We start from the raw sequence: 22,219 nt of genomic DNA, 5'->3' as shown, positions 1-22,219 counted from the left end.
GAGCGATGTATATAACTAATTCATAACCTGTAACGCAAAAAAGGGCGACCTTTCAGTCGCCCGCTTATTCTACCTGATTTAGTGCTTATTTATAAACTGGGAAACGACTACAGATATCGAGTACTTGTGCTTTAACACGTGCGCTCGTTTCTTCGTTAGTAATGTCATCAAGAACATCACAGATCCAGTTAGTTAGCTGGGTAACTTCTTCCTCTTTAAAGCCACGACGTGTTACTGCAGGTGTTCCAATACGTAGACCCGATGTAACGAACGGTGAACGAGGATCATTCGGAACAGAGTTTTTGTTCACTGTTATATTTGCACGACCTAAAGCAGCATCAGCATCTTTACCACTGTAATCTTTATCAATTAGGTCCATTAAGAACAGATGGTTCTCTGTTCCATCAGAAACAATGTTGATGCCGCGAGACTTGAACGTTTCAGCCATTGCCTGTGCATTTTTTACAACCTGCACTTGGTATGCTTTCCACTCAGGCTGCATTGCCTCTTTAAAGCAAACCGCTTTACCTGCAATAACATGCATCAGAGGACCGCCCTGAGATTCAGGGAAAACAGCAAAATTCAGCTTCTTCTGTAAGTCTTCATCTGCACGAGCAGACAAAATCAAACCGCCGCGCGGACCGCCCAATGTTTTGTGTGTTGTCGTAGTCACAACATCCGCTAACTGCATTGGTGATGGATATACACCTGCAGCAACTAAACCAGCAACATGTGCCATATCAACAAACAGGTATGCACCCACTTTATCCGCGATATCACGGAAACGCTGCCAATCAACAATACCCGAGTATGCAGAGAAGCCAGCAACGATCATTTTAGGTTTATGCTCAAGCGCTAGGCGCTCAACTTCGGCGTAATCGATTTCGCCTGTTTCCGCATTTAGACCGTATTGAACAGCATTATAAATACGGCCTGAAAAAGATACAGCCGAACCGTGCGTTAAATGACCACCATGAGCAAGACTCATACCCAAAATAGTATCGCCTGGCTTGCACAACGCCATGAAAACAGCAGCATTAGCTTGCGAACCCGAATGTGGCTGCACGTTCGCGTAAGTTGCATCAAAAAGCTCACAAGCACGATCAATTGCCAATTGCTCTACAACATCAACATACTCACAACCACCGTAGTAGCGCTTATTAGGATAACCTTCAGCATATTTATTAGTCAGTACTGAACCCTGAGCCTCCATAACCCTTGGGCTAGTGTAGTTTTCAGAAGCAATCAGTTCGATGTGCTCTTCCTGACGTGTGGTTTCAGACTGCATTGCTGACCACAGATCAGCATCAAAGTCGGCAATTGACATATCTTTGCTAAACATAGCTATCCCCTAAGTTTCTGGTCTCACCCGGATGGCTTCCGGCCTTTAAAAAAAGGAGCGCATTATACTCCGAACTAAGACTAAAACGCACATGAAAGTCGATCACCTAAACAAGAAGAGCATTCATCAGCGCCAATAGCTGATCATTAATCGCTGAACATGCTAAGCTACGCGCCTTTCCACTTTGATAATCGAGACTTTTTAAAGATGGCTTTTATTCGCTGGTTCTTAGGCAAACTAATCCTGACAATTAACTTCCTTACAACGCCCCGTGGACTTAAGCGGACAGAAGACGAACAGGCGCAAACAGATAGACAGACTCACCAGCTAGCACTTTACCAATTTCATGCGTGTCCTTTTTGCGTAAAAGTACGCCGGGCAATGAAACGCTATTCACTTAATATTGAATTACGTGATGCAAAAAACAATGATACGTTTCGACAAGAATTGTTAGAGCAAGGAGGCCGCATAAAAGTACCTTGTCTAAGAATAACTAATGAGGATGGTAGTGTTAGCTGGATGTACGAATCAAACGATATTATTCGCTACCTAGAGCAAAAATTCGTGAATACTGAATCGTAGGCCTGCATCTTAAATCCACTATCTATAAGGCCCATAACACAACAATTGATTGCACGAGTTCAGTTGCCCGCAACTCGCTACTCCTTTATTGTTTAGCCTTTATTAAAAGTGCCCTCAACATGATGATGCTTCTTGCAGGATTAGTCTTTATAAGGCTATCTCGAATACGTTGATAGATTTATACGTTTCATTTCATTGTTTTCAGTTAGAATTGAGCGGCATGCTAACCGACACTACACGCTGAGGGCTTATGGCACAGTACGTTTATACAATGAATCGTTTGGGAAAAATCGTTCCTCCCAAACGCCAGATTCTTAAAGACATTTCACTTTCTTTCTTTCCCGGTGCCAAAATCGGTGTGCTTGGCCTTAATGGCTCAGGTAAATCCACCCTGCTTAAAATTATGGCAGGAGTTGATACTGATTTTATCGGTGAAGCACGACCGATGCCTGATCTAAAGGTAGGCTACTTACCACAAGAACCACAGCTGGATAACAGCAAAACTGTTCGCGAAATTGTTGAAGAGTCCGTAGCCGACGTAAAAAACGCATTAACTGAACTTGATCAAGTTTATGCCGCTTATGCCGAACCTGATGCTGATTTTGATGCATTGGCCAAGAAACAAGGCGAACTTGAAAACCTAATTGAATCGAAAGAGGGGCACAGCCTTGAAGTAGCACTAGAACGTGCAGCTGATGCCATGCGCTTACCTCCTTGGGATGCCCGAGTCGAACACCTATCCGGTGGTGAACGCCGCCGTGTTGCTCTATGCCGTCTTCTTCTCGACAAGCCCGACATGCTGCTTTTAGATGAGCCAACCAACCATTTGGATGCCGAATCTATCGCTTGGATTGAACGCTTCTTACAAGAGTACCCAGGTACTGTAGTAGCCATCACCCATGACCGCTATTTCTTGGATAATGCTGCAGGCTGGATTCTTGAACTAGACCGTGGCCACGGTATTCCATATGAAGGTAATTACTCATCTTGGCTCGAACAAAAAGAACACCGTTTAGCTCAAGAGTCTAAGCAAGAAGCCGCTCACCAAAAAGCGGTGAAATCTGAATTAGAATGGGTTCGCCAAGGTCAAAAAGGTCGACAATCCAAATCTAAAGCTCGCCTAAGCCAGTTCGAAGAGATGAACTCTCGCGAATTCCAAGCACGCAACGAGACTCAAGAAATCTATATCCCACCCGGGCCTCGCTTAGGCGCTCAAGTTATAGAGTTGCATAATGTTTCCAAAGCGTATGGCGACAAACTACTCTTTGAAAACCTAAAAGCCACCATTCCACAAGGTGCTATTGTCGGCGTTATTGGTGGTAACGGTGCGGGTAAGTCAACGCTATTTAAGATGATTGCTGGCGAAGAACAACCTGATTCTGGTGAAGTTATCGTCGGTAGTACTGTAAAACTGGCTTATGTAGACCAGATGCGCGAGCTTAACGGCGACAATACTGTTTGGGAAGAGCTATCTGATGGACAAGACATTATCACCATCGGCAACTACCAAACACCATCACGTGCCTATTGTGGCCGTTTCAACTTCAAAGGCTCCGATCAACAAAAACGTGTAGGTGACTTGTCCGGAGGTGAGCGTAACCGCTTACATCTGGCAAAACTACTTCGAGAAGGTGGTAACGTGCTGCTTTTAGATGAGCCGACTAACGATCTGGATGTAGAAACTCTCCGTGCATTAGAAGAAGCACTGTTAGCTTTCCCTGGCTGTGCCGTAGTAATCTCGCATGACCGTTGGTTCCTAGACCGCGTATGCACACATATGCTGGCGTACGAAGGCGACTCTCAAGTGTCTTTCTTTGATGGGAACTACACTGAATATGCTGAAGACTACAAACGCCGTCATGGTAAAGATCACCAACCAGAGCGCATTAAATATAAGCGCATAGGGTAACACTCACAAGTAAACAGCCGGTAATGCCGGCTGTTTATCTACATTCATATAAACGAACAAGATTACTGCTCGCCATTCAACTGAAGCTCCTTTTCAAACTCATCTGCAGGAACAGGCCTTCCAAACAAATAGCCTTGAGCATAGTCACACTCCTGACCCAGCAGTAACTGGTATTGCTCTTCTGTTTCAACACCTTCAGCAATCACAATCAACCCAAGTCCATGCCCCATAGCAATAGCTGCACTAACTAATTGCAAATCAGCCTGATCTTCAGAGATGTCACTGATAAAGCTCCTATCTACTTTTAAAGTATCAAATGGGTAACTGCGCAAATAACTTAATGATGAATAACCTGTCCCAAAATCATCCATAGATATACCTATGCCTAATTTATTAAGGTTAGCCAATGCCACATCAATCATTGCATGGCCTGTCATCAAGACTCCTTCAGTAATTTCTAGCTCAATTCCCGAAGCAGGCAAATCATACCGGGCCAACAATTCGCAAATATAATCGATTAATCCCTCGTCTCTAAATTGACGAGGAGACAAATTCACTGCAACACGAAAGTTTGGAGAAAACTGCTCTCTCCAACCTGAAGCAGCGGTAACAGCTTGCTCCAAGACAAAACGACCAATAGCTACAATTAACCCTGTTTGTTCTGCTATAGGAATAAACTCATCAGGGGAAACCCGCCCTAGTATCTCATTATTCCAGCGCAGTAATGCTTCAGCGCCAATAATCTTACGTTTTTTCAAATCAACGACGGACTGAAAATAAACTTTTAGTTCTTTTTTATCGAGAGCGCCTCGCAATTGTTCTTCTATCAATAAACGGCGCGCTACATCATCGTTCATTTGTTGTGTATAAAAATTATAAGTATTGCGCCCCTGCTCTTTAGAACAATACATAGCCGCATCTGCCTGCCTTAATAGCTCTGCAGGAGTCAAACCATCAGTAGGATAAACGGCCACTCCAATACTTACTGTAGATACAAGCTCTCTGCCACTTAAAAAGAAAGGTGTTCGGAATTGCTTAAGTAGCTTTTCAGCCACCTTTGCAATAGCCGTGCTACTTATCATATGATCAATAAGAATAATGAATTCATCGCCACCTAAACGACCAATAACATCGTCATCTCGAACGGCCAGTTTTAAGCGAGAAGCCGCTTCAATTAACAACTCATCACCTACTTGATGCCCTAGCGTGTCATTAACCTTTTTAAAATCATCTAAGTCTAAGAAAAAAACCGCTACTTGGGTCTTCGTCCGCTTAGTTTCTTTCAACATAAACGACAATCGATCTAACGATAAAAAACGGTTCGGAAGCCCAGTTAAGCTATCAAAATGAGCTTGATATAAAATTCTTTCTTCTTGATATTTTTGCTGCGTAATATCCTGTTTCACTGCCAAATAGTGCTTAACATTCCCAGTCTCGTTAATAACGGGCGCGATGTGAGCTTGCTCCCAAAATAGTTGCCCATCTTTCTTTTTGTTTTGAAACTCTCCCTGCCAAGACTCACCCGCAGCTAGTGCAGCCCATAGTTGCTGATATTTAGTATCAGAAGTAAAACCAGATTTAAGTAAGCTACTAGATTCACCAACAACTTCATCACTGCTATAGCCTGTTAACCTTTCGAACATGCTATTAACGTATTCAATCTTTCCGTGGGTATCAGTCAAAACTACGGACACTGGACTTTGTTCAATAGCTTGAGAAAGCGTAACAATGCGCTCCTCAGCACGTTTCAATGCCGTCAAATCTAAATCGATACAATACATTTCAGGCTCGTTATTCACCCCGGTTATCATTACATGGCTAGTGAAAACTGAAACAAGCGAACCATCAGATTTTTTCAACATCATTTCAGAAGCAGGCGTTACAGGCCCTCCTGCTATCCAGCGGTTAACCTCCTCTATTACGGGTTCCCTTATAGCATCGGGAATAATTAGATCTTCAAGTTTTTGTCCTATTACCTCAGCAGTAGAGTATCCATATACCGCCGTACTGGCATCATTCCAAAAAATAACATTACGGTCTTTATCATAACCTTGAACAGCAATGGCAGGCATGTTTTCAAAGACATGCCTGAAACGAATTTCGCTTTTCAGAAGGCGCTGTTCAGCCAACTTTTGTTCTGTAGTATCTTTGATAAAGACGAAGAACTTACCGCCGTTTTCTGGCCAATATGTCACATTCACATCTACATCAAACACAGAATTATTCTTACGACGATGTTGGCTACTAAAGCGCTGCTTTTTATTATCTATAATTTCTTGTATATGCTGCTCAGTCATCACAGCCGTTTCAATGGCATCTAGATGATTAACCTGCATACCAATAAGCTCTTCAATGCTGTAATTAGACATTACCGAATAAGCTTCATTAGCATCTTGGATGACACCTTCAGATGATACAATCAGAAAACCATCTAAGGCGGTGCTCAGCACATTGCGATAGGTATTCTCATTCCTACGAATGATCTCCTCCGCTGTTTCCTTTTCAGTCACATCCCGACCTATTCCTATCAGGCCGTAAAGCTTACCTGTTTCCCCATAGAAAGGTGTTTTCAATGTATTGAGAAGAATTTCTCTTCCATCAGGATGTACGACCACTTCATCATTGGTTCGATGCTGGCCAGATGACAGCATTTCTTGATCTTTTTCTCGAAAAAAAACAGCCTGCTCATGATCAAAAAAATCATAATCGGTTTTTCCAACAATATCCTCTTCATTCATATCAAAAAGTTCAGCCGTTGCCTTATTGCACCCAAGGTAATGGCCATCAACAGTTTTATAAAAAATAAAGTCGGGGATACTATCAATAAGCCTTTTGAGCAATCCTCTTTCCCTGTCCAGTAAAACTTTATGCTCAAGAAGATCAAACTCAGCTTGCCGCCTATCTCTTTGGCGCTTCAGTAGCATGCCCAACAGCATCGTTCCGAAAGGGTAAATTATGAGCAAGGGCAGAGCGATGTGAGCAATGATGGTGTAACGCATACTTTCTGGCATCAAAAACATACATAAAAGCACATCAATTTGTACACTCAAGCCCAACAAGTAAAGCCAGCCCCAGCTCATTTCTTTCTTATAGCGGACACTCCAGTAGCGCCATGACAAACCAATAAGGCCACTAGTGATAATGACTAATGAACCCACATAAATTCCTGCACCACCTTGGAAAAGGCGTAAACAAACTGTCATAACAACAGCAATGAGAGTGGGCACAAGACCGAAGTAAAGACCACATAAGCTGATTAGAACCCAACGCGTATCAAAGAAAACACCTGGGCTTAATTCCCAAGGAGTTAGCATCACAGATATACCTATGACACCCACAAGAATTCCTGTTAATACATTACGCTGTGTTTTATTGGCAATATTATGCAGACCCAACGAATCATAAATAACGCCAAGGGCCAGTAAAAGAACGGCATTATTCAATAATTCCGCAAAACTAGTCATCCAAGTCTACTCACCGAATAAGTTTCCTTCATAATAGTGTAGCCGATGATCTACGCTAATAGCGATTTTCACTCTATACTAAATCATAAGAACTCGACTAAAGCTTGGAGCATTGCGTGGAAGAATCTATCAAACATCAACAAAATCGTCGTAGGTTTACCCGAATTAATTTTGATGCTGACTGCACACTACGATCATCAGAAGGCGAATGGCCGGTGAAGTTAATCGATATTTGCTTAAAAGGTGCACTCGTTGAGAGCCATGCCGATATCCCCTTAAACATCGGAGATTCAGTAGAATTAAGAATTATTCTCGACGGTAATGAGGTGGTGATAACAATGCCAGCTCTCATTAACCATAGAGAAAGCAATCACTTTGGCTTCCAAGCAATGAATATGGAACTTTCAAGTGTGAGTTACTTGAGGAGGCTTGTGGAACTAAACTTAGGTGACCCAGCTTTATTAGAACGAGAGCTGGTTCACCTCTATAATACGTAAAGTCACAGAGCATCTAACGCGTCAGCTAAACGGCTGACGCCTACAACCTCCATCCCTTTCACTACATCTTTAGGTACATTTCCTTTAGGAACAATAGCGCGCTTAAATCCATGCTTAGCCGCTTCACGAATACGCTCCTGCCCGTTCGGGACAGGGCGAATCTCACCGGACAAACCAACCTCACCAAAAACCATTAAGTCTTGTGGCAAGGACCTATCTTTGTAGCTAGAAACGACAGCAAGTAATAAGGCTAAATCTGCACTTGTTTCTAATACTTTAACACCCCCAACTACATTGACAAAAACATCTTGATCACCTGTTTGTAATCCGCCATGGCGATGCAGCACGGCCAGCAGCATAGATAATCGGTTACCATCCAAGCCAACAGCCACACGCCTTGGGTTGTTCATATGCGACTGGTCAACTAACGCTTGAATTTCAACCAGTAACGGCCGGGTTCCCTCCCAAACCACCATAACAACACTGCCAGGACTAGCCACCTCACCACGACTAAGGAAGATGGAACTGGGATTCTTCACCTCTCTAAGCCCTGTCTCCAACATAGCAAATACACCCAGCTCATTTACAGCGCCAAAGCGGTTTTTATGTGACCGTAGCGTACGAAAACGACTATCAGAAGAGCCTTCTAATTGCAGCGAACAGTCAATCATATGCTCCAATACTTTAGGGCCTGCTAACGATCCGTCTTTCGTCACATGCCCTACTAAGAACAACACACACCCTGTTTGCTTAGCAAAGCGCGTTAAATCCGCAGCCGACTCTCTCACCTGTGAGACAGAACCAGGAGCTGACTGCACTTCAGACATATGCATCACTTGAATAGAATCAATCACAATGACTCTAGGTTTTAATTCAGTCGCCACTTGGCAAACAGACTCAACACTCGTTTCGGAAAGCATTTTTAGCTGCTCAGCTTTTAAACCTAAACGATGTGCTCGCATTGCAACTTGCTGTAATGACTCCTCGCCCGTCACATAAAGTGCAGGCATATTTTCAGCCAAATAACACATAATTTGTAATAGCAGTGTGCTTTTACCCGCTCCGGGGTGCCCACCCATCAAAATGGATGACCCTGGAACTAAACCACCACCCAAAACACGATCAAGCTCTCCAGCACCCGTACTGAAACGCGGCATATCAGCCAAGTCAACATCTGCTAATCGCATAACTCTCTGGCTCGCTTGCCCTGCATAGCCATCATATCGAGGTTTAGAGGCTGTACTCTGTACTGTCCCCAAGCGTACTTCACTTAAGGTGTTCCACGCTTGGCAAGCAGAACATTGCCCTTGCCACTTTGTGAAATCAGCACCACATTCATTGCAAACATAAGCCGTTTTGGCTTTCGCCATGATTTTCTCCCTTTGCTATATGAGATACATTCTACCCAACCGACATACTTCTCATAAAGCATTAGTCTGTTTCGCTTTTAATTTGTCGGGGATAACCTTTACAATCGATCTACTATTTTTATCGTATTATCTTACAAGCGATAACAAGCCCTTAATAAAAATATCCAAGGAGCGCTACATGAAACTGGAAACCATTGCCGTTCACGGCGGCTATACGCCAGACCCAACGACTAAAGCAGTTGCTGTCCCAATTTACCAAACAGCTTCATATGCGTTTGATGATGCTCAGCACGGTGCAGACCTGTTTGACTTAAAAGTGCCGGGTAATATTTATACACGCATCATGAACCCAACCACCGATGTCCTTGAAAAACGCGCAGCTGAACTAGAAGGAGGCATCGCGGCATTAGCCGTTGCTTCGGGTATGTCCGCTATTACTTATACCATCCAGACATTAGCTGAGGTTGGCGATAACATCGTGTCGACCAGCGAGCTCTACGGCGGTACATATAATTTATTTGCTCACACCTTACCACGCCAAGGCATCAAGGTTCGTTTTGCTAACAAAGATGATTTTGCTGCAATTGAAGCGCATATAGATGATCAAACAAAAGGTATTTTTTGTGAATCTATCGGCAACCCTTCAGGTGGCATTGCAGATATTGAGAAACTCGCAGAAATTGCACACCGACACGGTGTCCCTTTAATTGTAGATAACACTGTCGCAAGTCCACTGATGTGGCGCCCTATTGAACAAGGCGCTGATATTGTTGTACATGCAGCCACAAAATATATGGGTGGGCACGGTAACTCTTTAGCAGGCGTTATCATTGATTCGGGTAATTTCCCATGGGCTGATAACAAAGCACGCTTCCCTCTATTGAACGAACCAGATGCGTCATACCACGGTGTGGTTTACACTGAAGCCTTTGGTCCTGCTGCATTTATCGGTCGTTGTCGTGTTGTTCCATTGCGTAATATGGGTGCAGCGCTCTCTCCTATGAATGCTTTCCTAATTCTGCAGGGAATAGAAACGTTAGCGCTTCGCATGGAACGAGTTAATGCTAACACTCAAACTATTGCTGAATACTTAGAGAGCCATGCTCAAGTTGACTGGGTGAACTATGCAGGCCTAGAAAGCCATAAAGATCATGCATTGGCGAAAAAATATATGAACGGCCAAGCCTCCGGCATTTTGAGCTTTGGCGTTACTGGTGGCCGTGAAGCTACCCGCAAATTCTATGATGCTTTGGCTGTATTTGTACGTTTGGTTAACATTGGCGACTGTAAATCACTCGCTTCAATTCCTGCCGAAACCACTCACCGTCAGCTAAATGACGAAGAGCTCAAATCAGCAGGTGTTGCTCCAGAAATGATTCGTTTATCTATTGGTATTGAACATATAGATGACCTGCTTGCTGACCTTGAACAAGCATTAGCTAGCACTAAGTAAAACTTTAGGGCCTGTTATGACATCCCCCCTGTAGTAGGTTACTTCAGGGGGAATTTTCTAGTAGAGTAAAATCATTTTTCTGAAGCAAGCTGACCAATTGACTCAATCGCTTCGTGATAACCCGCATCAATAGCGTCCTTATCAGATATACAAAAATTCAGGTCTCTCACTAAGCCGTTATTTAATCCGTATACCCAAGCATGAACGGACAACTCTTGCCCTCTCCCCCATGCTTCTTGTGTTATTGTGGTGTTACATACATTGTAGGCCTGCTCAATTACATTAAGCTCGCATAAGCGCTCTAAATACTCAGTCTGGTCAGACCAAGCCGACAGCAAACTGCGATGTTTAGTATCAATATCACGGATATGACGCAACCAGTTATCAATCAAACCATGCGGCTTTGTCTCAATAGCTGCACGTACTCCACCACAACCATAGTGTCCTACCACCATAATATGCTTCACTTTAAGTACGGTAACGGCATATTGAATAACGGACAAACAATTCATATCCGTATGAATAACAAGGTTTGATACATTTCGATGAACAAAAATATCACCAGGTAACATGCCAACGATTTCATTAGCTGGAACACGACTATCTGAACAGCCAATCCATAGATAATCAGGTGCTTGCTGCTTCGCTAGCGTCGCAAAAAACTCTGGATTCTCTTCTGTAATTTTGTCAGCCCAAGAACGGTTACTATCAAAAAGATGCTGTAGTTTTTTCATATTAATCCGTAAAAGTTAGGTTTAACGATTTAGGTATAAAACCCCATCTATAAAAGAAAAATAATAAAAAGGGACAGTTAAGTCCCTTTTTATTGAAGCATATCAGTTATATAACTCAGACATGATATTTAGCGCTGAGTTCATGAACTGCATCAACAAATACTTTCGCATGCTCTGGGTCAGCAAACTGGTGTATCCCATGGCCTAGATTAAACACATGACCATTACCTGTACCAAAGCGCTGCAAGATATCCGCAACTTCCTGACGAATACGTTCAGGGTGTGCATACAAAACGGAAGGATCCATATTTCCTTGCAAAGAAACTTTATCACCTACGCGACGGCGTGCATTATCAATATCCGTAGTCCAGTCAAGACCTAGCGCATCAGCACCGGCTTCAGCCATCACTTCTAACCATTGGCCACCATTTTTGGTAAACATAATGACTGGCACCTTGCGGCCATCATGCTCCCGAATTAAACCAGATATGATTTTGCGCATATAATCTAACGAAAACGCCTTGTACATGTCACCGCTAAGAACACCGCCCCAGGTATCAAAAATTTGCACTGCCTGAGCACCACTCAGAATTTGCTCGTTAAGATAGTTCGTTACTGACTCTGCAAGCTTACCTAACAGCTCATGCAATACTTCTGGGGAAGCGTACATCATCTTTTTAATATGACGGAAATCTTTTGAAGAACCACCCTCAACCATATAAGTTGCTAATGTCCACGGACTGCCAGAGAAACCAATCAAGGGTACTCTACCTTTCAACTCTGAACGAATTTCGGTAACAGCATTCATTACATAATCAAGATCTGTAGCGGCATCCGGTACTTTTAACGCATCAACATCTTGCTCTGTACGAACAACCTTTTTGAAGCGCGGACCTTCTCCCTCTTCAAAATACAACCCCAAGTCCATAGCATCAGGGATGGTAAGAATGTCAGAGAATAGAATTGCAGCATCGAGCTCAAAGCGTTCCAACGGCTGAAGTGTCACTTCACACGCAAGTTCACGGTTCTTACACAAGCTGAGAAAGTCTCCAGCCTGAGCACGTGTTGCTTTATATTCTGGTAAATAACGTCCCGCCTGCCGCATCATCCAAACAGGTGTAACATCAACAGGTTCACGCATTAGCGCACGTAAAAAACGGTCGTTTTGTAATTCAGCCATGTCAATTTCAGCCATCTAAAGTTTCTTTCAATGGGGGCGTATTCTACCGATTTTTAAGAGAAAATGCGCTCTAAATAGAAGATCGACATCAAAGAAGCTATCGCTAACTCGATTTGATTCCAATGGAACCATTGAAAATTTGCTGTACACTTATCAATCAGTACGGCTTTTCATAAAAACACGCCTACTTAATTATAAATATAATAAACGAAGTTCAAACAACGGTAAGTACTATCGTGACGACAACAGAGCTACTGACACTACCCGATACAGCCAATAATCATGACCACAAGTACCACCAGCTGGTTTTTGGGTTAGAAGGTAATACCGAGTTTGATATTCAAGGCCGAGGAGCAAATGTTGGTCTTGGAAAAGGTTGCTTAGTCCCCTCTGCAACAGAACATGCTTTTTGCGGCATGGGAGAAAACCGTATTGTTGTTATCAATATCGAAACCTCCCAACTGAATTCTACGACACTACAAACGCAAGTATCTAGTCTATTTGATAAAGCCTCATACTTCTCACTGGATAGTCAACGGCAAGTATTGCTCCAAGCTATTTGCCAAGAAATAAAGCAAACACCAGCTAACTCTCCTCTATTACAAGCATGCGGTAATACCTTGCTACTTTCTATGCAAAACCTGATGAGTGAACCCACGCCCCGACGACATCACACCCACATTGATTTAGCAGCACTCGATCTTTATATCCAATTAAATATGCATAGAAAAATCTCTATTGCCGAACTCGCCGCAAGTGTCTTTTTAAGCCCAAGCCACTTCCATAGCTGTTTTAAAGAAAAAACAGGTATTACACCTCATCAATATGCATTACGAAAACGTTTAGAGCGAGGAAAAGAGAAGCTGGCCGCCGGTTGGACCATATTACAAACAGCTGAGCATTGCGGTTTTAGTAGTCAAAGTGCATTTACACATGCATTTCGTGATCATTTCAATATCACGCCAGCACGCTGCCAAAAAACTATTATTGAATACTGATGAAACAACAACCGGGCTAAAACCCACAAAATATAAGGACTCACCGCTTAATTAAAAAACGCCATTGAAAATCAATAGCGTTAATGTTTTTACCAATCAAACCTTACCTAAGCATGAAGTCACTAGCTTATTTCAAGTTATCAGCGACCCAACTAAACACTTCAGGATAAGGCTCAGGAAAACTTGAAGCCAGCTGCTCCAAAGATGAGCTAAGTTGTTGCGCGTCATTTAACGTAAGGTTGATATGCCCTACCTTGCGCCCTACTCGAACTTCTTTCCCGTACCAATATAACTCAGCACCTTCAACAGCAAGCCAGTCATTATTACGCTCAACACCAATTAAATTAATCATCACAGATTGGCCTTTGACCACTGCTTTACTCATCGGCAAACCAGCGACAGCCCGAATATGTGATTCAAACTGACTAATACTCGTTCCGGATTGAGTCCAATGCCCACTGTTATGTACACGAGGAGCGAGCTCATTCACCATCAAGTGGTCTCCCACCCGAAAGCATTCCATCGCCATCACACCTACATACTCAAGAGAAGTTAGCAGCTTGCCCAACATCTCTTCTGCTTCTGCCTGAACTCCCGACAAGCGCTCTAATGGAGCAATAGACGCCATAAGAATGCCGTTAACATGCAGATTCAGCGCTAGCGGGTAAAAATACAAATTACCCTCTTTATCTCTAGCACCGACAAGAGATACCTCTTCATCAAACGGTATTTTCTGCTCTGCGATTGCTTCTTGATGCCAACCTTCAGGAACGTCAGTGGCTTCTAATTGTTTCAGCCAATACTGACCGCGGCCATCATAACCGCCCGTACGACGCTTCAGAAGTACAGTTTCACCTAGTGACTGATAAAGTGCTTGTGCTTGAGTATCCGAATCAACTAATTGCCACGGAGCTGTGGCAATTTGCAACTCATCAAGTAGCTGTTTCTGCGTGAAACGGTCCGCTAAACGCGGAAACACTTCGCGATTAATAAAATGAGGATGATTTGAAAGCACATTAGTAGCATTTGTTTCAGGCCACAGCTCTATTTCAGCAGTAACAACATCATCGTCTGCTAATTCAACACTCTGGGACTGATTAAAGTCAACCGGCACAACCTCAACGTTCAACGGCGTCGCCGCGTGGCGCATCATAGCGCCCAACTGACCTGCACCCAATACCCATACTTTACTCATTAGACTTCTCGCGGATCAGGGTTTTCTAAAATAGTATCTGTTTGCGTCTTGCGAAAAGCGTCCAAACGCTGTGCCAATTTAACGTCGGCATTCGCAATAATTTGTGCGGCCATCAAGCCTGCATTAAAAGCACCTGCTGCGCCAATTGCTAGCGTACCAACAGCTATACCTTTAGGCATCTGAACAATTGATAGCAAACTATCCATACCATTTAACGCTTTGCTTTGAACAGGGACACCCAAAACAGGCAACCGCGTTTTCGAAGCTATCATGCCAGGTAAATGTGCGGCGCCACCAGCACCCGCAATAATTACCTGATAGCCGGCATCAACAGCGCCAGAGGAGAAAGAAAAAAGCTTGTCGGGTGTACGGTGTGCTGAAACAACTTCGACATGGTGAGGTACCTGAAGCTCGTCCAGAATCTCGGTGGCTAATTTCATGGTATCCCAATCACTTTTAGAACCCATGATAATGGCGACTTTCGGTTGCATATAACTCGATCCGATCTAATTAATGGTACTAAAAAGAAGCGCTATCTCAAATAACGCCGCAAAAGCGGATCATAGCAAATTCCAGACAATTGATCGCTTAAAAACTGGAATTTTCCCCTATAGCCTTCCATGTTTATAAAGAAAACACCCAAAGAAATACTTACGGGAAGACAAAACAGAGTTTTTTGCAAAACAACCCGAGCTTATTGCAAGACGAAAGCCGCCACTTGGTCATACAGTGGGTACATCGTGATATTCGTGACCCATGGCGCAGTTATAGCCCGCCCAACATGTTTAGGGAGCATTTTTATGTTCAAAGCCACCGACATCTTAAACCCTGGTTTTCTAGATCAGCCACTATCACAAATTTGGGAGCTCATTTCTCCTCTCTATGCAGTAGATGAAGCGAGCTGGTTAACAGAGCTACTGCCATTAGCCATGCCAAACGCGAATGAACGCCAACAAATCACTCTGGGTGCGACTACGCTAATTGAACAAGTACGTGCGGATGATGGTGCTATTCACATGATCGACGCTCTGCTGCTGGAATACAGCCTAGATACACATGAAGGCATTCTTCTGATGTGTCTGGCTGAAGCGTTAATGCGCATACCTGATGCCGAAACAGCCGATGCGCTAATTCGAGACAAGCTGTCAGTAGCAGACTGGAAAGCACATTTACAAAACTCAGACTCTTTGTTTGTAAATGCCTCTACTTGGGGATTACTGCTGACTGGAAAAGTTGTATCGCTTGATAAAGATGAAGACGGCGAACCGTCAAACGTTATTAACCGCCTTGTTAATAAAATGTCTGAACCTGTCATCCGTAAAGTGATGAACCAAGCCATGAAAATCATGGGACATCAGTTTGTACTGGGGCGCTCCATTAAAGAAGCATTAAAGCGTGGTCGTAGCGATCGAGATAAAGGCTATACATACTCTTTCGATATGCTTGGTGAAGCAGCACTAACATCGCAAGATGCTGATAAGTATTTCAATGACTATAAACAAGCCATTACTGCTGTTGGTAAAGATAAGTACGAAGGAAGTGCCCCCATACCCACAATTTCCATCAAGCTATCTGCACTCCACCCTCGCTATGAGGCTAGTCAAAAATCACGTGTTTTAGGAGAAATGAGCGATAAGCTACTTGAGCTTATTCGCCATGCTAGATCCTTAAATGTCGGCATTACCATAGACGCAGAAGAAGCAGACCGTTTAGAGCTTTCCTTAGAGCTATTTCAGCAACTATATCAACACAAGCACACACGTGGGTGGGGTGAGTTAGGTTTAGTGATACAGGCTTACTCTAAACGGGCATTACCTGTATTAGCTTGGTTAGCAGCTTTAGCAAAAAGCCAAGGGGATCGAATTCCTCTTCGTCTAGTGAAAGGTGCTTATTGGGACAGTGAGATTAAAAACTGTCAGCAACGAGGTCTAAGTGGTTACCCTGTATACACTCGAAAAGAAGCTACTGATACCGCCTATTTAGCATGCGCTCGGTTCTTGTTAAGCGAAAATGTTCGAGGCCATATTTATCCGCAGTTTGCCAGCCACAATGCACATACTGTTGCTTCCGTTATTGCCATGGCGATGCATGATGAATTCGAATTCCAGCGCTTACACGGTATGGGAGATTCTCTTTATAATACCGTTCTCAAAACAAACAATGTTGCTGTTCGTATTTATGCACCGGTAGGAAATCATAAGGATTTATTACCCTATTTAGTTCGTCGCTTATTAGAGAACGGAGCAAACAGTTCATTTGTCCACCGCTTAGTTGATGCTCGCTGCCCTATTAGCGAACTAGTGAATCACCCCGCTGATGTCTTAGCATCACGCGAATCTCTTGCCAATCCTTATATTCCGCTCCCTGTAGAACTGTTTGGTGACGAGCGTAAGAATTCTTACGGTTACAACATTGAAGTTGATGCTGAATGGAATCACTTTAAGGCGTTGATTCAGCCATTTATGAAGACTACCTGGCAAGCAGGCCCCATAATTAATGGTGAAGTAATATCAATACATACCACAGAACATAAAAAAGTTGCTCCTTACGATCACAATCAAAGCGTAGGGCAGGTTAATTTCGCTAACGCTTCGCATGTAGACCTTGCTTTAGAACACGCTGAAAAGGCTTACCCAGCATGGCGTGATACACCCGTAACTGTTCGCGCCCAAGCTTTAGAGCGCTTAGCCGATTTGCTCGAAGCCAATTACGGTGAATTCATGGCACTATGCCATCGAGAAGCGGGTAAAACGTTACAAGATGGCATCGACGAGGTTCGTGAAGCCGTTGATTTTTGCCGGTATTATGCTGTCCAGGCTCGCTTAGCAATGAGCGAAACAGAAACGTTACAGAACTTTGATGATTCCACATTAGAAATAAGCCGCCAAGGTCGAGGCGTGTTTGTTTGTATCTCACCTTGGAACTTCCCCCTAGCCATATTCCTAGGACCCATAACAGCTGCGCTGGCTGCAGGCAACACTGTTATCGCCAAACCTGCCGAACAAACTAGCCTTATTGCCTTTCGCGCTGTTCAATTAATGCTTGAGGCAGGCATCCCTGCAGGAGCTATTCAGCTACTTACCGGTGAAGGGGCCACACTAGGTGAGCCATTAACTTCTGACAAACGAGTTGCTGGTGTAGCCTTTACTGGCTCAACAGGGACCGCGCAGCGTATAAACCGCTCATTAGCCAAACGCCAAGCAGAGCCCGTCCCATTTATAGCCGAAACAGGCGGACAAAATGCCATGTTAATCGACTCAACATGCCTGCCGGAACAGGTCGTACGTGATGTTGTACGCTCAGCTTTTGCATCCGCCGGGCAACGCTGCTCAGCATTACGCGTGTTATTTATTCAGAAAGATGTCGCTGATCGCATTATTCCAATGCTACGTGGTGCTATGCAAGAAAGCACTGTTGGAAACCCTGAATACCATCAAACAGATATCGGACCTGTCATAGATAAAAGGGCACAAGCCGGGCTTTTGCAGCATATTGAAAACATGAATAAAAACGCCTCCCTGATTGCTCAAACACCACTACCATTTGATGCGGAGAAAGGTACTTTTATTGCCCCAAGTGCATTCGAGATTTCAGGAATCGAACGGTTATCTGAAGAGCAGTTTGGGCCGATTCTTCACGTGGTTCGCTATAAAGCCTCTGAACTCGACAGCATCATTGATAGCATCAACGACAGCGGCTTCGGATTAACACTGGGTGTGCATACACGCAACGAAACCACTGCTAATCACATTGCACAGCGTGTCCGAGCTGGCAATATTTATATCAACCGCGATCAAGTCGGCGCTGTAGTCGGGGTTCAACCTTTTGGTGGCCAAGGGCTTTCAGGCACGGGCCCTAAAGCCGGCGGACCACATTACTTAAAACGTTTCACTCGCGAAGTACAAAGCGTTAAAGCGAGCAGCTCCCAAAAGACAAATACACAAAGCCCTTTAAATGACAAAGCGTGAGCAGGAGATACATATGACTAACTCAACATTAGCAAGCGCTATAAAAACTGCAGAATCTGCTTGGGAAGGCTGGAATGCATTAGGACTGACAGCCCGAACTAAATTGCTTTACATCGCAGCAGAAGAGCTCAACCAACCTCTTGTGAATTGGCTCCTCGCACGAATTACTACGACAATGCCAGAAACCATTATTTTACCAGGCCCAACAGGTGAAGCTAACAGCTTGCGCTGGAGTGGCCGAGGGCTTATCGGTATTTGTGCAGAGAAGGCACATAATACCCTTCCACAAGAAGCGTGTAACCCGGCTATTGCAGCGCAACTATTCACTGCGCTAGCAACCGGTAACGTCGTTGTTCTACAGGCATCAAACAAGTACACACATCGTTTACATTCAGCATTACTTAACGCAGGAGTAACACCTGATGCCGTTCAAATCAGCAGCGCATCAACGGAAGAGCTAGCCGGTTGTGAAGCCTTTCATGCCTATGCATTTTGTGGACAGAATGCTGATGTAATAGCGCTCAATGCACAACTAGCACAACGCGATGGCATGCTAGCGCAACTAATTTCAGAAACAGATTTTGATGCTTATGCGACATTAACCAGCCTTGATTATCCTTGGCGTTTTGTCACAGAAAGCACTCTCTCAGTGAATACCACTGCGGTAGGAGGTAATGCGACGTTATTGGAGCTTGGAGGCAAAAGCGACTCGTAACCTCAAAAAATGCTTATCACAATACCCAAAAGTATAACGATAAGCGTATGATCCACGGCTTATTTTCGCCCTCTCCAAAATAGGCCGATTCTAATAATAACTTTCAGACTTAACACGAGGTATGGTAAATGATCGCAAATAGCGGTGCCATTATTGGTACTTTTACGATTTATCTGGGGCTAATGCTTGCCATTGGTGTGTATGCTTACCGACGTACAGCAAACTCTTCAGATTATTTCTTAGGTGGCCGATCCTTAGGTCCATGGCCTGCTGCATTATCAGCGGGTGCTTCTGACATGAGTGGCTGGTTACTTTTAGGTCTACCAGGTTATGCTTTTTCGTCTGGTTTAGAGTCAATTTGGCTTGGCGCAGGCTTGCTCATAGGCACTTGGCTAAACTGGTTATTAGTAGCCAAACGTCTACGTACTTACAGTATTGAAGCAGACGACTCACTCACACTACCCGAGTTCTTTGCAAAACGCTTCGAAGACCGTTCAAATCTGCTTCAAGTGATATCTGCATTCTTTATTTTGTTGTTCTTCTTGTTTTACACAAGTTCAGGCCTTGTCGCTGGCGGAAAATTATTTGAAACAGTGTTTGGTTTGGATTACACCCTAGCAGTCATCATAGGCACCGTTTGTGTTGTGTCCTATACCTTGTTTGGCGGTTTCTTAGCGGTATCTTGGACAGATTTAGTGCAAGGTTTATTAATGGCTGCGGCTCTTATTATTGTGCCTATTATTGCTATTCAGTCTGAAGGGGGTTTTGCTAACCTCTTTACCGCTTTAGAAATTAAAAACCCGGAACTGCTCACTATCTGGAACGATAGCAAAGGTGAACCACTAACAGCCATCGCTATTATCTCTTTAGCTGCGTGGGGTTTAGGTTACTTCGGCCAACCTCATATTTTGGCGCGTTTTGCTGCAGTACGCAGTAATGCAGAGATCACTACTGCTCGCCGTATTGCGGTCGTGTGGTCTGGGCTATCCATGGTCGGCGCTATACTCGTGGGCCTTGCCGGTATTATCTATGTAGACAACCAGTTGGGTGGAAACTTAGGAGACGGCGAAAAAATCTTCATGTTGCTAGTCAACGCAATATTCCACCCGGTTGTTGCAGGTATTCTTTTGGCCGCTATTCTTGCAGCCATTATGAGCACAGCAGACTCACAACTGTTGGTATCTTCTTCCGCATTGGCCGAAGATTTTTACAAACAAGTATTTCGTAAAGATGCGTCACAAAAGCAAGTGGTCATGGTCGGTCGAATTGCCGTAATAGGTTTGTCCCTTGTCGCTCTGATGCTGGCAATGAGCCCTGACAGTTCTGTATTAGGGTTAGTTTCTTATGCATGGGCAGGCTTTGGTGCTGCTTTTGGTCCAACGCTAATCCTAAGCTTGTATTGGAAACGCATGAACCGTTTTGGTGCATTGGCAGGTGTTATTGTTGGTGGCTTAACGGTTGTTATCTGGAAGCAAATAAGTGGAGGTATTTTTGATGTTTATGAAATAGTTCCGGGTATTATTTTTGCAGCAGTATCAATTGTCATTGTAAGCTTAGTAACAGCAGCACCATCAGAGTCGATTAAGCAGCGATTTAATAGCTACCTTAGCAAGCTATAAAGTTAGCTATAGCCCTATATAAAGCCTCGTAAACACGAGGCTTTTGTTTCCCGTTAAACGCTATTGCGCATCGCCAGCATTACTAAATAGATACATTACTCACCCCAATTTAGAAACTGCTGTGGGTTTTCAATAACATCATCTATCTGACTGCATAGTAAATCAGCAAACTCCATGGCTATCATTGATGACGGATTTCCGGATGGAAACATTAAACCAATACGTAAATGCACGTCTGGCTGAAAGCGACGAAATACTACTTTGTTTACTTGTGCATAAGTGGTGTAACTGGTCGCCGATATAGGGTCAACAATCGATACTCCAAGCCCTCGCTCAACAAATTTAAGCGCCGGAATAAAGAAACGCGTTTGCAAACGCACGTTCATGCGATGTCCGCCAGCTTCAAACAACTGCATTAAATCATGAAATATCATATGGTCTGGATGTAACGTTATCATGGGCTCATCATCTAGCATTTCAGGTGTGATCACCTCCTGCTCTGCCAATGGGTGGCTAGCAGGCAACGCACAAACACAAGGCAATTCGAACATTCTGTTTCGACCTAGCTTGGACTGATGCGTGGAGATTTCAGCCAGACCCAAATCATATTGATTGGAAGCGACCCATTCAACTACAGCATCGGAAGTCCTTGTTTGTAATGAGGCCTGTACCTTGGGATGGTCTTCCAAGAAATCCGCCAAAATATCAGGCACAAAGAAATTAGATGGCCCAGGCATACAACCAATACGTAGAAAGCCATATTGCTTATTCTGTATATCCTGAACTGTCTGACTTACGTCCTGTATACGAGAAAAGATCGCTTCTACTTCTTTATATAAATAGTGGGCCTCTGGCGTTGGATAAAGACGTTTCTTATGTCGTTCAAACAACTGAAAACCAATATCGTTCTCCAGTGAGGTAATCATCATACTCACTGCGGGTTGAGTTCGAAATAACTGTTTAGCGGCTTGTGAAACCGAACCACTTAACATTACCGCCCGAAAGGCTTCCATCTGCTTGAGGTTCATTATTTAACCTTTAAATATTAGATATACTGATGAACAACCCTAAAAAAAGGCATTTAGTTATCATTTTATAGAAATATAACGTATATCAGCATTCGATGCTTGTTCATGTAATACAGCTTTAAGCAGTTAAATGACGTAAAACAAACCTGAAGACAGGCATTAAAC

General features: G+C 43.7%; 16 protein-coding genes. 8 read left to right on the top strand and 8 right to left on the bottom strand.

Annotated features, from left to right (window positions below; translation table 11 throughout):
- Positions 1–85: 85 nt before the first annotated feature.
- Positions 86–1,342, bottom strand: a complete 1,257-nt coding sequence (glyA, locus tag QZZ55_RS11315) for a serine hydroxymethyltransferase (protein WP_293267436.1) — start codon at positions 1,340–1,342, stop codon at positions 86–88.
- 207 nt (positions 1,343–1,549) lie between these two features.
- Between glyA and QZZ55_RS11310 the strand changes: the two genes are divergently transcribed.
- Positions 1,550–1,924, top strand: a complete 375-nt coding sequence (locus QZZ55_RS11310) for a glutathione S-transferase N-terminal domain-containing protein (RefSeq protein ID WP_293267435.1) — start codon at positions 1,550–1,552, stop codon at positions 1,922–1,924.
- A 250-nt stretch (positions 1,925–2,174) separates the two neighbouring features.
- Positions 2,175–3,833, top strand: coding sequence for an energy-dependent translational throttle protein EttA (ettA, locus tag QZZ55_RS11305; protein WP_293267434.1), 1,659 nt, complete (start codon positions 2,175–2,177; stop codon positions 3,831–3,833).
- Between the two features lie 62 nt (positions 3,834–3,895).
- Here the strand turns inward: ettA and QZZ55_RS11300 are convergent, their stop codons facing one another.
- Positions 3,896–7,297: an EAL domain-containing protein gene (locus tag QZZ55_RS11300; protein WP_293267433.1), complete on the bottom strand. Its 3,402-nt coding sequence runs from the start codon at positions 7,295–7,297 to the stop codon at positions 3,896–3,898.
- Positions 7,298–7,413: 116 nt separating this feature from the next.
- Here QZZ55_RS11300 and QZZ55_RS11295 point away from each other — a divergent pair, with 116 nt between their 5' ends.
- Positions 7,414–7,794, top strand: coding sequence for a PilZ domain-containing protein (locus QZZ55_RS11295; protein WP_293267432.1), 381 nt, complete (start codon positions 7,414–7,416; stop codon positions 7,792–7,794).
- Positions 7,795–7,796: 2 nt separating this feature from the next.
- On the opposite strand, the gene radA is transcribed toward QZZ55_RS11295, so the two are convergent.
- Positions 7,797–9,164 carry a DNA repair protein RadA gene (gene radA / locus QZZ55_RS11290; RefSeq protein ID WP_293267431.1) on the bottom strand — a complete coding sequence of 456 codons (1,368 nt, stop codon included), beginning with the start codon at positions 9,162–9,164 and terminating at the stop codon, positions 7,797–7,799.
- 178 nt (positions 9,165–9,342) lie between these two features.
- Between radA and QZZ55_RS11285 the strand changes: the two genes are divergently transcribed.
- The gene (locus QZZ55_RS11285; RefSeq protein WP_293267430.1) at positions 9,343–10,617 is read left to right on the top strand and encodes an aminotransferase class I/II-fold pyridoxal phosphate-dependent enzyme; all 1,275 of its coding nucleotides are present in this window, start codon (positions 9,343–9,345) and stop codon (positions 10,615–10,617) included.
- Positions 10,618–10,688: 71 nt separating this feature from the next.
- Here the strand turns inward: QZZ55_RS11285 and can are convergent, their stop codons facing one another.
- Entirely contained in the window at positions 10,689–11,351 is a 663-nt protein-coding gene (gene can, locus QZZ55_RS11280; RefSeq protein ID WP_293267429.1) for a carbonate dehydratase, read from the bottom strand.
- A gap of 115 nt (positions 11,352–11,466) precedes the next feature.
- Complete coding sequence (gene hemE / locus QZZ55_RS11275; protein ID WP_293267444.1) at positions 11,467–12,531, bottom strand: uroporphyrinogen decarboxylase; 1,065 nt, start codon at positions 12,529–12,531, stop codon at positions 11,467–11,469.
- Between the two features lie 236 nt (positions 12,532–12,767).
- On the opposite strand from hemE, the gene QZZ55_RS11270 reads away from it, so the two are divergent.
- Positions 12,768–13,529: an AraC family transcriptional regulator gene (locus QZZ55_RS11270; RefSeq protein WP_293267428.1), complete on the top strand. Its 762-nt coding sequence runs from the start codon at positions 12,768–12,770 to the stop codon at positions 13,527–13,529.
- Between the two features lie 127 nt (positions 13,530–13,656).
- Here QZZ55_RS11270 and purK read toward each other — a convergent pair whose 3' ends face one another.
- Together purK and purE are read right to left on the bottom strand one after the other, a co-directional pair.
- The gene (gene purK / locus QZZ55_RS11265; protein WP_293267427.1) at positions 13,657–14,724 is read right to left on the bottom strand and encodes a 5-(carboxyamino)imidazole ribonucleotide synthase; all 1,068 of its coding nucleotides are present in this window, start codon (positions 14,722–14,724) and stop codon (positions 13,657–13,659) included.
- Positions 14,724–15,215: a 5-(carboxyamino)imidazole ribonucleotide mutase gene (purE, locus tag QZZ55_RS11260; RefSeq protein WP_293267426.1), complete on the bottom strand. Its 492-nt coding sequence runs from the start codon at positions 15,213–15,215 to the stop codon at positions 14,724–14,726. Before purE ends, purK begins: the two co-directional genes overlap by 1 nt.
- Before the next feature lie 309 nt (positions 15,216–15,524).
- Between purE and putA the strand changes: the two genes are divergently transcribed.
- The 3 genes from putA to putP all read left to right on the top strand — a co-directional run bounded on the left by putA (position 15,525) and on the right by putP (position 21,026).
- Positions 15,525–18,692 (top strand): bifunctional proline dehydrogenase/L-glutamate gamma-semialdehyde dehydrogenase PutA, encoded by a 3,168-nt coding sequence (gene putA, locus QZZ55_RS11255; RefSeq protein WP_293267425.1) that lies wholly within the window; start codon positions 15,525–15,527, stop codon positions 18,690–18,692.
- Positions 18,693–18,705: 13 nt separating this feature from the next.
- Complete coding sequence (locus tag QZZ55_RS11250) at positions 18,706–19,407, top strand: hypothetical protein (RefSeq protein ID WP_293267424.1); 702 nt, start codon at positions 18,706–18,708, stop codon at positions 19,405–19,407.
- 128 nt (positions 19,408–19,535) lie between these two features.
- On the top strand, positions 19,536–21,026 hold the full coding sequence (gene putP / locus QZZ55_RS11245) for a sodium/proline symporter PutP (RefSeq protein WP_293267423.1): 1,491 nt from the start codon (positions 19,536–19,538) through the stop codon (positions 21,024–21,026).
- Between the two features lie 95 nt (positions 21,027–21,121).
- Here putP and QZZ55_RS11240 read toward each other — a convergent pair whose 3' ends face one another.
- Positions 21,122–22,054 (bottom strand): LysR family transcriptional regulator, encoded by a 933-nt coding sequence (locus tag QZZ55_RS11240; protein ID WP_293267422.1) that lies wholly within the window; start codon positions 22,052–22,054, stop codon positions 21,122–21,124.
- Positions 22,055–22,219: the final 165 nt, after the last annotated feature.

Origin of the sequence: Neptunomonas sp. (genome assembly GCF_016744175.1) — a bacterium.
Lineage (GTDB): Bacteria > Pseudomonadota > Gammaproteobacteria > Pseudomonadales > Balneatricaceae > Neptunomonas.
The sequence above is the reverse complement of the archived record's forward strand: the minus strand, read 5'-3'. Positions and strand labels throughout refer to the sequence as shown.